At 73.2% G+C, this 13,650-nt stretch carries 7 protein-coding genes; all 7 read left to right on the top strand.

The features are described from left to right. The first annotated feature begins 95 nt into the window (after positions 1-95). On the top strand, positions 96-716 hold the full coding sequence (locus tag YIM_RS25575; protein ID WP_153032757.1) for a hypothetical protein: 621 nt from the start codon (positions 96-98) through the stop codon (positions 714-716). A 126-nt stretch (positions 717-842) separates the two neighbouring features. Beyond that, a complete protein-coding gene (locus tag YIM_RS25570) occupies positions 843-3,599 on the top strand; it encodes an AAA family ATPase (RefSeq protein WP_153032756.1) in 2,757 nt (918 codons plus the stop codon). After that, complete coding sequence (locus YIM_RS25565; protein WP_153032755.1) at positions 3,596-5,863, top strand: ATP-binding protein; 2,268 nt, start codon at positions 3,596-3,598, stop codon at positions 5,861-5,863. The genes YIM_RS25570 and YIM_RS25565 overlap by 4 nt, the downstream gene beginning before the upstream one ends. Beyond that, a complete protein-coding gene (locus tag YIM_RS25560; protein WP_153032754.1) occupies positions 5,860-8,688 on the top strand; it encodes an AAA family ATPase in 2,829 nt (942 codons plus the stop codon). Before YIM_RS25565 ends, YIM_RS25560 begins: the two co-directional genes overlap by 4 nt. A gap of 347 nt (positions 8,689-9,035) precedes the next feature. Beyond that, the gene (locus YIM_RS25555) at positions 9,036-9,932 is read left to right on the top strand and encodes a CdaR family transcriptional regulator (RefSeq protein ID WP_153032753.1); all 897 of its coding nucleotides are present in this window, start codon (positions 9,036-9,038) and stop codon (positions 9,930-9,932) included. Between the two features lie 277 nt (positions 9,933-10,209). After that, on the top strand, positions 10,210-11,829 hold the full coding sequence (gene hutH / locus YIM_RS25550; protein WP_153032752.1) for a histidine ammonia-lyase: 1,620 nt from the start codon (positions 10,210-10,212) through the stop codon (positions 11,827-11,829). Further along, positions 11,826-13,631, top strand: coding sequence for an AMP-binding protein (locus YIM_RS25545; protein ID WP_153032751.1), 1,806 nt, complete (start codon positions 11,826-11,828; stop codon positions 13,629-13,631). Before hutH ends, YIM_RS25545 begins: the two co-directional genes overlap by 4 nt. The last annotated feature ends 19 nt before the right edge of the window (positions 13,632-13,650 follow it).

Genomic DNA, 13,650 nt, shown 5'->3' with positions numbered 1-13,650 from the left:
CGGAATCCGGGGGTGCTCCGGGCTGATCACCGCGCCGCCGTCGACCAGCATCAATGGGGTCGGGAACGCACGTGAAACGCGGAACGGAGCATCGGATGGCCCCGGAATTGTTCGATCTGCCTGCGGCCTCGCTGATCCTGCTGCTCGGCTTCGCCGCCGTGCTGCTGTCGGGCGCCACACCGCGCCAGTTGTGGGCCCCCACCGCGGCGGCGGCCGGGGCTTCGCTGGTGCTCTCGCAGGTGGCACACACCGGTGCGGCGACCGGCCTGCTGCTGTTCGCCATCGGCGCGGCGATAGGTCTGGACCAGGCGCTGGCCATGCTGCGCCAGGACCGCCGCCGGTTGCGGAAACTGGCGTCCCGCCCGCACGCCCGGCATCTGCTGGAGAACCAGGGCCGCACCACCACCGGTCAGCCGGTGAAGCTCGCGGGCGCCGCGGTGATCGTGTCCACCGCGACCCTGCATCTGGCCGTGCACCACGTGGTCACCGCGGTGCCGGCGGATTCGGCGGCGGTGCCGGTGGTCGCGGTGGTGGCCTGCCTGCCCGTGCTGCCCGCCGTGTTCGGCAGGCTCAGGTCGGTGGCGCTGAGCCGGATGCCCGCGCCGGCGTCACGCTCCGGAGTCCGCCTGCTGTCGGTTTCCCACGATCCCCGCGCCGGAATGCTCCTTTCGGTGGTTGTCCTGCTGGCCACGGCCTTCGCCGCGCAGGCAACATGAATGAATTTCACACAACGGCGAAATTCTAGTTTTTCCATTGGAATCCGTGTGCCCCCTCGGCCTGAGTATTCGGTAATGTCGTTTCCGTAACCGATGTTGGTTTGTGTTGGTTGACGGAGGGCAGGCGTGTCGACTCGCGGGACCGGTGTGCTGGCGCAGTTGCCGGATCCGATGGGCCGGGCGGCCGAACTCGCCTATCTCAGCGCGGCCGTGCGTGATCCGGGAGGACCCCCGCTGGTGCTGGTCCGCGGCGGGGCGGGGACCGGGAAGACCAGCTTGCTCCAGGCGCTGCGGCGCGAGGTGGGGGACGACCGCACCGTGCTCTACGCCGCCGCTCCCGCGGAGGCCGAGCCGTACGGGGTGCTCCGCGAGTTGATGGTGCCGCTGGGCGGGATCGACGACGTCCTCCGCCGGTCCAGGGCCGACCGGTTCGCGCTGCTGGCCGACGTGATGTGCCCGCTGATGCTGGCGGTGAACCGCGGCGGAGTGGTGGTGCTGGTCGACGACGTGGCGTCGGCCGACGAGGAATCGTTGCGGTGGCTGGACTTCGTGCTGCGCCGGGCGGCCGGGCGGCCGCTGCTGGTGGTGGCGACCCTGCGCCAGTGCGACGCCGGGCGGGCGGTCGGGCTGGCCGCCGAGCACGAGTCGGTGTCGCTGCGGCTGGACCCGCTGCCCGAAGCCGACGTGCGTCGTGTGGTGGTCCGGGCGCTCGGTGCGGTGCCGGACGGCGGGTTCACCGCGGCCTGCGCCCGGATGTCCGCGGGCAATCCGCGGCTGCTGCGCCGCCTGCTCGACGAACTGGCCGCGCGTGGTGTCCGCCCGGACGCCGCCGCGGTACCGCGGGTGGTGGCGGCGGGGGAGCGGCTGCTCGCACTGGTCGTCCGCGACTATCTCGCCGACCGGCCGCCGCACGTCGGGGTGGTGTTGCGCGCGCTGGCGGTGCTGGGCGCGGCGGGCCCGGCCGATCCCGCGGTGCTGCCGGTGCTGTGCGACCTGCCGGACGCGCTGATCGCCGAATCGCTGGAAACCCTGCGGCGGGACGAAATCGTGCGGCCGGATTCGACGCTGGTGGCCCATCCGGAGTTCGGCGGTGCGGCGCTCGCGCAGGTCCTCGACGGCGAAGTGGTCCGGCTCCGCCGGCATGCCGCGGCCGTGCTGAGCGATCAGGGCGTGCCCGCCGCGCGGGTGGCGCACCTGCTGATGGCCCTGCCCGAACTGCCGGAGCAGTGGATGCACCGCGTGCTGTGCCAGGCCGCCGCCGCGGTGCGCGGCGAGGACCCGGACGCGGCCGTGCGGTACCTCTCGCGGGTGCTGGACTGGGCCCCGGACGACGCGGAAACCGTGGTGCGCCTTGCCGAAACCGTGGTCGGCACCGATCCGGCGGCGGCGATGGCGTTCCTCGGGCGGGCGATCGACCGGATCCCCGACGTCCGCGTGCGCGCCCGGCTCGCGCACCTGTTCGGCGCGTCGGCGCTGGCCGCCCGGCGGGCGCCGGAGGCGTTCGGCGTGCTGGACCGCATGCTCGCCGAGTTCGACGCGAAACGCGGTGGCCGGGCCGACGAGGGCGACCACGAACTGCGCGGCCGGATCCAGGTCGCGCTGACCACCGTCGGCCTGAGCGAGGAATCCACCACCGCCGACGTGCTGGCCCGGCTCCCGGAACCCCGTCTCGGCGGCGATTCCCACGGCAGCCGCGTGCAGGGCGGTCTGACCGCGTACACCACCATGCTCGGCGGCCGGGACGCCGCCGCGGTCGCGGCCCAGGCCCGCCTGGCACTGGTGCAGGGCCTGCCGTCGCGGTACCCGCCGCCGATCATCGCGGCCGCCACCGCGCTCAGCTACGCCGGTGAACCCCAGGAGGCGCTGACCGCGCTGAACCGCCTGCTCAAGACCGCGGGCGGCCCGATCAGCCGGACAGCGCTCGCCGCACGGGCCACCGTGCTGGAGGGGCTCGGCGAACTGCCCGACGCCGCAGCCGACGCCCAGTCCGCGATGCACGGCGCCGCCGAACTGGAGGGCATGGCGGCCGAGGCGGTGGTGCCGTCGGTACGCCTGGCTTCGATCCTGGTCAAGATGGGCCAGCCGGACCGGGCCGAGTCGCTGCTGGTGCGCACCCGCTGGCCGCACTTCGGCTGGATGTACCCGCAGGCCGTGCTGGTCTCGGCGGAGGTGCTGCGGTTGCGCGGCGACCACGCCAGCGCGCTCGCCATTCTCTTCGACTGCGGCAACCGGCTCGCCGAGGCCGGGGTGCGGAACCCGGTTTTTGTGCCGTGGTGGCTGGAAGCCGCCTGCCTGCTCGCCGAACTGGACCGGCACGAGGAAGCCGCCGCGCTGGCCGAGTACGGCGAGCGGACCGCCCGCGAATGGCGGACCGCGGAGAGCGCCGGGCTGGCACTGCTCGCCGCAGGGGTGGCCACGCGCGGGCGCCGGTCACTGGACAAGCTCGCCGAAGCGGTCGAACGTCTTTCCACCGCACCGGCCCCGCTCAGCCAGGCGCGGGCGGAGTTCCTGTTCGGGCGGGCGTTGCTGGCCCACGACGACACCAAGGGCGCGCGGGCACACCTGCGCGGCGCGATCGCGCTGGCCACGCAGTCCGGCTATCTCGCGCTCGGCTCGGCCGCGCGCGACCTGCTGGTTTCCGCGGGCGGGCGGATGCACACCATGCTCGACGCCCGCCGCCTCGGCGCGCTCAGCGGCAGTGAGCTGCGGGTGGCGGAGCTGGCGGCGGCGGGGGAGAGCAATCGCGCGATCGCCGACCGGCTCTTCGTTTCCCTGCGCACGGTGGAAACCCATCTCTCGAGCGTGTACCGGAAGCTGCGGATCGGCCTGCGTGACGAGCTGCCCGCCGCGCTGCGGGCGCGGTCCGAGGAGCTGGGTGCGTGAGCGAACTGCTGGTCGACCGGGATGCCGAACTCGAGGTACTGGCCTCGGTGGTGACCGGGCTGGCGGCGGGCCGGTCGGCTTTCGTGCAGATCAGCGGTCCGCCGGGGGCCGGTCGCACGGCACTGCTGCGCCGGGCGATGGCGGCCGCGGTCACCGAGGACGTGCGGGTGCTGCACGCGGCCGGGATCCCGCACGCACCGGGCGGGACCGGGACGGGGAACGACGTGGTCGGCACCTTCGCCGCCGGGCTGCCCGCCGAGTTCACCACCGGCGAGCAGGTTTCCGTCGCCGCGCTGTGCGAGAACTTCGTGGCGGCCGCGCGGCGGCGCCCGCTGATGCTGGTGCTCGACGACGCGCAGTGGATGGACGAGCGTTCGTGGCTCTGGCTGCGGGCGTTGCTGCGCCGCCTGAACTGGGCTCCGCTGCTGGTCGTGGTCGCGATCAACGAACTCGGCTCACCGGCGGAGTCGTTCACCGGTGAGCTGGGCGCCGAGGCCACCGTGCACGAGTCCGCGCGGCACGTGCTGCGGTTGCGCCCGCTGAGCACCGACGGGGTGCGGCGGCTGCTCGCGGCGAACCACGCCCGCCCGGTCGATCCGGAGGCGGCGGCCGAGGTGCTGCACCACTCTCGCGGCGTGCCGTCGGTGGTGCGGGCGGCGTTGCTGACGGCGGGCACGGCCGATCTCGCCGCCGGTGCGGCCGAGGCCAGGGGCGACTGGGTGGGCCGGGTGATGCGGGTACTCGCGCCCGAACCCACCGCGCTGGCCAGGACCGCGGCCATCTGCGGGGACGACTTCGACTGGCAATTGGTCTGCGCGGTGTCCGGGCTGCCGCCCGCGGTCGCCGCCAGGGCGGCCGGGGTGCTGCGGCGGCTCGGGCTCGCCGACGACGCCGGTCCGTCGCGCCCGGTCCGGTTCACCGAGCCGGTGGTGGTCGAGCGCGTGCTGGCCGGGATGCCGACCGAGGAGCGGGCCGAGTTGTTCCGCCGCGTTTTCACGCTGGGCCTGCGCGCCGGTGCCGAACACGCCTTCCTGGCCAGGGTGGTGCTCAGCGCGCCGGCCGGTTCGCCGGGCACCGGGCCCCTGCTCTACGGCGAAGCCCGCCGGCTGCACGCCCGGCGTCGCCACGAAGAAGCCGCCCGCCTGCTGGAACGCGCGCTGCGGGAGCCGGCGGAGGAAGCGGCGAAAGCACGGCTGATGGTCGAACTGGCCGCCGTCGAAGCGGTCACCGCGCCCGAGGCCAGCGACCGCAGGCTGGTGCGGGTACTGCTCGGCAGCGGCCCGGTGGATCCCGCACTGCGCCTGCGTGCCGCCGACATGCTGGTATCACAGGGACGCCCGTCGGTGGCCCGCCGCACGCTGACCGCCGCCGCGCGGATGGACGGCATCTCGGCCACCGAACGCGGCACGCTGGCCGCGTTGTGCGCGCTCGCCGAGGAGACCATCCCGGAACTGGACGACTACAGCTTCAGCACCGCGCCCCCGCTGCCCGACCCGCCGGACACCCCGGCGAGCGCGGGGATCGCCGCGTGGCTGCTCGCCGTCCGCGGCACCGACCGGCCACGCGCGCTGGCGCTGGCCAGGGCCGCGCTCGAGGTGCCGACCCGCCAGGACGGCCCGCTGAGCCCGAGCCTGCTCGCCGGTGCGGTGCTGATGCTCGGTGGCGCGCCCGAGGAAGCCGCGAGGGGGCTCGACTCGATCCTGGTCGAGGCGCGCCGGCGCGGGATGCGGGCGGCCGCGGTGTGGGCGATGCTGACCCGCGGCTCGGTCGCGCTGATGCAGGAACGCTGGGACGAGGCGGCGCGCTACTTCGACTGGATGTCGCAGGAACTGCCCGAGCGCGGCTGGCACCCGATGGTGGCCGGGCACGCCAGGGCGCTCACGGTCACCCTCCACCTTCAGCGCAATCGGCCCGAGGCCGCTCGCCGGTGCGCCGCCGAGCCGTTGCCGCCCGGGGTGGAGCACAGCATGGGCGGCGCGCAGGCGCTGTTCGCCAGTGGGCTGGTGCGGTTGTCCGACGGGGAAGCGGGCGAGGCTCTGGAGCTGTTCCTGGAAAGCGGGCGCCGGATGCTGGCCAGGCAGTGGCTGAACCCGGTGCTGCTGTCGTGGCGGGTGCTGGCCGGGATCGCGTACCAGGCGAACGGGCAGACGGAGGAGGCGCAGCGGCTGGTGCTGGAGGAACGCGCACTGGCCGAACGGTGGGGCGAACCCGGTTACCTGGACCGGGTGAAGGGGATGAGCGCGATCGTGCTGGAGCCGACATGAGCGGGCCGATCACCGTCCGGCGGCCACCCCTGCTCGAACGCGAGGGCGAGCTGGCCGTCGCCGAAGCCGCCGCCGGTGCCGCCAGGGACGGCACCGGTTCGGTGCTGCTGGTCGCCGGGCCGCCGGGGTCGGGAAAGTCCGCGCTGCTGCGTGAGCTGCCCTCGATCGCCGAGGTGGAGCGGATGACCGTGCTGCGCGCCGGTGGCGCCCGGCTGGAACGCGAGTTCACCTGCGGGGTGATCGGCCAGCTGCTCAACCCGGTGCTGTACGCCGCGCCCGCCGAGGTCCGCGACAGCTGGCTGACCGGGACGGCGGGCCGCGTCTGCGCGCGGCCGTACGACGGTTCGGCGGTGAACGGCCTGATCCGCCGCGACATCCCGCACCGGCAGCTGCTGGCCGGACTGGACGCGCTGCTGGCGAACATCAGCGCCGACCGCGGTCCGCTGCTGGTGCTGGCCGACGACGTGCACTACGCCGACGAGCCGTCGCTGCGCTGGCTGGCGCACCTGGCCCAGCACGTGCAGCACCTGCCCGTGCTGCTGGTGTGCGCGATCCGCGATGGCGACGCGCTGGCCGACGAGCCGCTGGTCCGCCAGCTCGCCGAGGCCGCGACCACCACCGTGCGCCCGCGCCCGCTGTCCGCGGCGGCGGTGCTGGGCCTGGTCAACTGGCACACCGGCGCGCAGGCCGACGAGGAGTTCGGTGCCGCCTGCCTGGCGGTCACCGGCGGCAATCCGATGTTCCTGGCCGCCGTGCTCGACGAGCTGGCCGCCGAGGAGGTCGCGCCGGTGGCGGCCAACCGCGACCGCGTGTACTCGGCCCGGCCGGTGCGGCTGCGCGACTGGCTGCTGGCGTGCCTGCGGTCGCAGCCGCCGCCGGTGTGGGAGGTGGCCAAGGCGATCACCGTGCTCGGGGAGCGCGCCGATCTCGACCTGATCGGTCGGCTGACCGGGCTCGACGAGGTGGCCGGCGAGCTGGCGCTGCGCACGCTGTCGCGGTTCGGGTTGCTGGTGGAGCGGACGCCGCGGTTCGCCCAGGTGCTGGTCCGCGAAGCGCTGGACGAGTCGATGACGGTCGAGGAACGCGAGCGGGCGCACGTGCGCGCGGCCGAGGAACTGCACCTCAGCGGGCGCCCGGCGGAGGAAGTGGCCGACCGCCTGCTCGGCGTGCTGTCGGTGCGGTTGCCGTGGGCCGCCGAAGCGCTGCGCGGCGCGGCCGACGCGGCGATCCGCCGGGGCGCACCGGAGGCCGCCGTCCGGTACCTGCGCCGGTTGCTGCTCGACGACACGCTCGACGATGACGACCGCGCGGCGGCCTACGTCGCGCTGGCCACCGCGGAGGTCGGCGTCGATCGGGCGGCCTCGGTCCGGCACGTCGCCCAGGCGACCGCGTTGCTGAGCGCACCGCGGGACCGGGCCGCCGCGCTGGTCCGGCTGTCGCCCGCGTTGTTCGCCGACGCCCCGCCATACGTGCGCGATCTGCTCGACGAAGTGATGGCGCAGCTGGGCAAGCACGAACTGACCGGCGGCGACCGGGAACTCGCGCTGCACCTGGAGGCCAGGGCGCGGCACGTCGGCTCGGCCGATCCCGCCGAGCTGATGGCCTCGGCGTGGCGGCTGCGCGGGTTCGGCCCGGACCCGGCGGTGGCCACCCCGGCCGAACGGGAGCTGCTGACCGTCCTGCTCTACGCCACCACCAAGGTGTCCGGTTCGACCGCGGCCGAGGTGGCCGGGCTGGGGGCCCGCATCCTCCGCCGCGAGCCCGCGACCCCGTCGCACGTGCACGGGGTGCTGCCGCTGCTGGTGGACACCCTGTGCGCGGCCGATTCGGTGGACGAGCTGAGCGCCTGGTTGGACAGCGCGCTGGAGCAGTGCCTCGACAACGGCGGCGGGGTCGAACGCGACCTGATCGACGCCGAACGCGCGCTGGTCGCGCTCAACCGGGGCCGCCTGGCCGAGGCCGGGGAGATCGCCCACCGCGTGCTGGCCGGCCCGCCGCCGGACTGGGCCCGCACCGGCACGGCGATCCTGGTCCCGCTCTCGCTGACCGCGATCAACAACCGGGACCCCGAGCTGATCCGCCGGCTACTCGCCGATCCGCCGGAAGAAGGGGCGAACGTACTGGTCAACGGGCTGCTCGGGCTGTTGCGGGGGACCGCGGCCGCGATCGAGGGCGACCGTGAGTCGGCGCTGGCGTTCATCCTGGACACCGGCTGGCAGCTGGAACGGGCAGGCTGGCGCAACCCCGGCCTGTTCTCGTGGCGGCTCTCCGCGGCGGTCCTCCACAAGCGCCTCGGCGACCCCGAGGCCGCGCGGGAGATCGCCGAACAGGAACTGCTGCGGGCCCACGAATGGGGCGCCGCCGCGGCGATCGGGCGGGCTTCGCGGGTGGCCGGGGACATGACCCCGGGACCGGCCGGGCTCGCCCTGCTGCGCGAGGCGGTGGACGTGCTGGAGAAGTCCGCCAACCGCTCGGAGCTGGCCAGGGCGCTGGTGCGGCTGGGCAAGCGGGCCAAGGAAACCGAACCGGACGAGGCCGCCGACCACCTGGCCCGCGCGCGGGAGATCGCGCTCGACTGCGGTGACGCGATAGCGGAACGCTCGGCGCGCCTGGCGGGGGAGCGCCGCGCCGGCGCGGGCACGCTGACCCCGGCCGAAGGGCGCGTGGTGGAACTGGCCGCGGCCGGGAACACGAACCAGGAGATCGCCAAGTCGCTGGAGGTCAGCGTGCGGGCGGTGGAGAAGCACCTGACGAACTCCTACCGCAAGCTCGGCGTGAAGCGGCGGACGGAGCTGGCCGGGGCGCTGCGCGCCCGTACCTGGTGACCACCCCGATCACCCGAACCCGCTGTGAACTGCGGGTGAAGAGCGCGCTCAGGGAGACTTTCACCAACCGTACCGGGGTGGTGTGGTCCGCCCACTGCCCGGGCGGTCAGTGGTACGGCACCACGAGATTAGCCCCGCTTCCCTTCGACCGTGTGGGTTTCGGTTGACTTGGTCACCCCGCGTTCCTAGCCTCGGAAACGTATTCGAAACATGCCGCCGGCGTGCGGCGAGGGATCTTTTCGAGGTAGGGGGACGAGTCGATGCATTCGATTGTCGGCGGGAAATGGCAGAGATTCCGGGAAACGGCCGCCGGATAGGTGGCCGCCGACGGGAAGCAGGCGTATCCGATGTTGAACGAACCGATCGCACCGCCCGCGAAGGCAGGCCGGCCGCTGCAATTGGTGCCGTGCGGGGAATCGCCGGCGGGTGAGCTGGCCGAATTGATCGGCTCGCTCGCCGAATCGGCCCCGCCGGGGGTGCGGGCCCGGTTGCGGGTGCTGCTGGAGAACGCGGCGGCCGAGCAAGCCGGCAGTGCCGACACGGTCGGGCCGCTGGAGGCGGCGGTGCACCCGCCGGCCGAGCTGGCCGCGCGGCTGATCGCCGACGGCACCGCGCCACCGCACGTGGAACCGCTGCTGGCGCGGCTGTACGTGGTGGCCGTGCTGCAGGCCGGCCCGCACGGGCAGGCCGAACTGACCGAGACGCTGGCGGGCTACGGCCAGGAGACCCTGGTGGCGCCGTGTCCGTCCGGCGCGGTGGCGCTGATCCCGGACGACGACGGCGATCGCTCCACGCGGGTCGTGCGGGAACTGGGCAGGCGGCTGCGAGGCCGCGTGTGGTGCGCGGTGTCCGGCCGTGCCAGGGCCGAGATCCCGGACGGGTACCGGGAAGCGGTCGACGTGCTCAAGCTGGCCAAGGCCGCGGGCAGCGAGCCCGGCGTGTACGGCCGCGACGATTTCCTGGTGGAGTACGCGGTTTCGCAGCACGAGGCGGTCGCGGACAACCTGGTGGAGATCATCCGGCCGCTGATGGCCAGCACGGTGCTGCGCGAGACGCTCGGTGTGCTGATCCGCGCCGACTACAACCGCAGCCGCGCGGCGAAGGACCTCTACATCCACCGCAGCACGCTGGACTACCGCCTGCGGCGGATCGAGAAGATCACCGGTCACAACCCGATGACCGGTCGCGGAGCCCAGTTGCTCGGGGCGGCGATGACGGTGTACGCCTCGCGCAATTCGGCCTGATCTCCACCTTCCCCCAGTGGGTGGAAAAGGACCCCGGTCACCTTTGTGGTGGCCGGGGTGCTCGGCGTGCGCGCATTTCTCTCGATTTACCGGAAAACTGTGAAAATTCTCAGGCTTTACGGGGGCTGGCCGGATTCCGATTCCTGCGGATAGCCGGTCCGTCATCGGCGCGCTTACCTTTCGTGCGGTGATACGCGGAATGGGTGACGACGATCGCGGTGGCCGACCGCTTGATCCCCACCCAGGCCACGCTCCATCCGCCAGAGAGGACACACACATGGCCACCCCCACCGACCAGCGCCCCCAGCTCCGCGTGGTGCACCTGGACGGGCGCACGCTCGCCCTGGACGACATCGCCGGCCTGGCCCGGCGCCCGGAACTGCGCACGGTCGCACTCGACGAGGAAGCCAGCCGCCGCATCGGCGAGTCGAACGCGCTGAAGCACCGCCTGATCGACTCCGGCACGCCGATCTACGGCGTCACCTCCGGGTTCGGCGACAGCAACCGGCGGCAGGTGTCTAAGCGCAAGACCAGCGATCTCCAGGACAACCTGGTCCGGTTCCTCTCCGCCGGGGTCGGCCCGATGGCCGAGCCCGAGGTGGTGCGCGCGACCATGGTGGTGCGGGCGAACTGCCTGGCCCGCGGGCATTCCGGGGTGCGGCCCGAGCTGGTCTCCGCGCTGCTCGACCTGATCAACGCCGACGTGCTGCCGCTGATCCCCGAGCGCGGCACCGTGGGGGCCAGCGGCGACCTGGTTCCGCTGAGCTACCTGGCCGCCGCGCTGACCGGGCAGGGCCGCGTGCTGCACCGCGGTGAGGAGAAGCCCGCCGCGACCGCGCTCGCCGACGCCGGGCTGACCCCGCTGACCCTGGAGGCCAAAGAGGGCCTGGCGATGGTCAACGGCACCTCGTTCATGTCCGGGTTCGCCGTGCTGGCGCTGCAGGACGCGGCGGAGCTGGCGTTCGCGGCCGACCTGTGCACCGCGATGACCAGCCAGGTGCTGCTGGGCAATCCCGGGCACTTCGCCCCGTTCCTGTTCGACGCCAAGCCGCACGACGGGGTGCTGCGCAGTGCCGCGGTGATCCGTGCGGCACTGTACGCCGACACCACCGCCGACAACGGGATCCGCCGTCCCGACAGCGACTTCGTCGAGCTGGAACAGTCCATCCAGGACGCTTACTCGATCCGCTGCGCCCCGCACGTCACCGGCGTGCTGCGCGACACCACCGACTGGGCGCGGCACTGGCTGACCGTGGAGGTCAACTCCGCCAACGACAACCCGCTGTTCGAGGTGCCCGCGGCCGCGGTCCGCAACGGCGGCAACTTCTACGGCGGGCACGTGGCGCAGGCGATGGACGCGCTGAAGACCGCGGTGGCCAGCGTGGGCGACCTGCTGGACCGTCAGCTCGAGCTGGTGGTGGACGAGAAGTTCAACAACGGCCTGACCCCGAACCTGATCCCGCGTGTGGCCGACGGCGACTACGAGGCCGGGTTGTTCCACGGGTTCAAGGGCATGCAGATCGTGGCCTCGTCGCTGGCCGCCGAGTCTCTCAAGTGGACGATGCCGGCCGCATCGTTCTCGCGGTCGACCGAGGCGCACAACCAGGACAAGGTCAGCATGGGCACGATCGCCGCCCGTGACGCGCGCTCGGTGGTGCAGCTGGTCCAGCGGATCACCGCCATCCACCTGATCGCCCTGTGCCAGGCCGCGGACCTGCGCGGGCCGGACGTGCTGAGCGCGCCCACCGCGGCGGCGCACGGCGCGGTCCGGGAAGTGTGCGGTTTCCTCGACCGCGACCGGGCGATGGACACCGAGATCGAGCGCGTCGCGTCGCTCATCGCCAGCGGTGAGCTGCGCGCGGCCGTGGAGTTGTACACCGAGGGAGTCACCCGGTGACCGGCGCTGTGGCCGCCCGGTTCTCCAGGTCGTTGCTACCGGACGGGAGTCAGGTGATCGGCTGTGCCGAGCCACTCGGTGAGCACCCGCCGACGCTGGCGCATTCGCTGCGGTACTGGGCCGAGGCGACGCCCGGCGCGGTGCTGGCCGCCGAGCGCGACGGCGACGGCTGGCGCGAGTTGACCTACGGCGAGGCGGCCGCCGGGGCCGCCTCGCTGGGCCAGGCCCTGCTCGATCGCGGGCTGGGCCCGGCCGCTCCGCTGATGGTGTTGTCCGGCAACTCGCTGAACCACCTGCTGCTCACCCTGGCGTGTTACCTCACCGGTGTGCCCGTGGTGCCGACCAGCGTCGCCTATTCCTTGCGGGCCACCGATCACGCCCGGCTGCGCGCCATCTCCGGCCTGGTCCGGCCGAGCCTGGTCTACGCCGAGGACGGAGGCCGGTTCGGTGCCGCGCTCGCCGCCGTCGACGCGCCGGCCGTGGTCGGCGACGACCTGCCGCGGTTGCTCGCGACCGTGCCGACCGCGGCGGTCGAGCGGGCCTTCACCGCGCTGACCCCGGACACCACGGCGAAAATCCTGTTCACCTCGGGCTCCACCGGAATGCCGAAGGGCGTGGTCAACACGCACGGCATGCTCAGTGCCAACCAGCAGATGCTGCGTCAGATCTGGCCGTTCCTGGCCGACCGGCCGCCGGTGCTGACCGACTGGCTGCCGTGGAACCACACCTTCGGCGCCAACCACAACCTGCACCTCGCGCTGACCAACGGCGGGAGCCTGTACGTCGACGACGGTTCGCCGCGACCCGGCGAGTTCGACCGCACCGTCGAGGCGCTCACCTCGGTCCCGCCGACGATCTGCGTCAACGTGCCCGCCGGGTACGCGCAGCTCGCGCAGCGCTTCACCGCGGATCCCGGCTTGGCCGCGCGCGTGCTGTCGAGGATCGACATGATCCTGTACGCGGGCGCCGACCTGCCCGACGAACTCCGCGCCCGGCTGCGTGAGATCGCCAGGAGCGCGACCGGCCGGGACGTGCCGGTGGTTTCCTCCTGGGGCTCCACCGAAACCGGTCCCGCGGCCACCTCGACCTATGGCGGGGCCGACCGGGGCATCGGGGTTCCGTTGCCGGGCACCGAAATCAAGCTGGCGCCGGTCGCGGGCAGGCTGGAGATCCGGGTGCGCGGCGCGTCGGTCACGCCGGGCTACCTGGGCGCGGAGTTCGCCGATGCCGTCGACGAGGACGGCTTCTACCGCTCGGGCGACGCCGTGCGGATCGCCGACGAGAGCGGGGATCCGCGTCGGGGCGTGGTGTTCGACGGGCGCATCGCCGAGGACTTCAAGCTGGACAGCGGAACCTGGGTGGTCTCGGGCAGGCTGCGCAACCGCCTGCTGTCCGGGGCGGGCATCCTGTCCGACGCGGTGCTGGTGGGGGACAACCGTTCCTACGTCACGGCGATCGCGTGGACGCACCCCGAACGCGTCCGCGAAATCATCGGGGACAGCCAGGACGACGACACCGTCGCCGCCGTGCTTTCGCACCTGGCGGCGGTGCTGACGGACCTGAACCAGGGCATGGGCGCGTCGGCGCGCGTGGAACGCCTGGTGGTGACCACCGCGCCGCCGGACATCGACGCCGGTGAGGTCACCGACAAGGGCCAGCTCAACCGCAGCGCGGTACTCCGCCGCCGGGCGGAGCTGGTGGATCTGCTCTACGCCGACGAACCGGACCGGACGAGGATCGCCGTGGCCGACCGGCTTCAGCGCGTCCGAAAATGGAATTCCGAGCATTCGGCGAAACTGTGAAAAGTCTCAGTAATCAGGC

The sequence above is a fragment of the Amycolatopsis sp. YIM 10 genome, assembly GCF_009429145.1.
Taxonomy (GTDB): Bacteria; Actinomycetota; Actinomycetes; order Mycobacteriales; family Pseudonocardiaceae; genus Amycolatopsis.
This window is presented reverse-complemented; position numbering and strand designations above follow the sequence as displayed.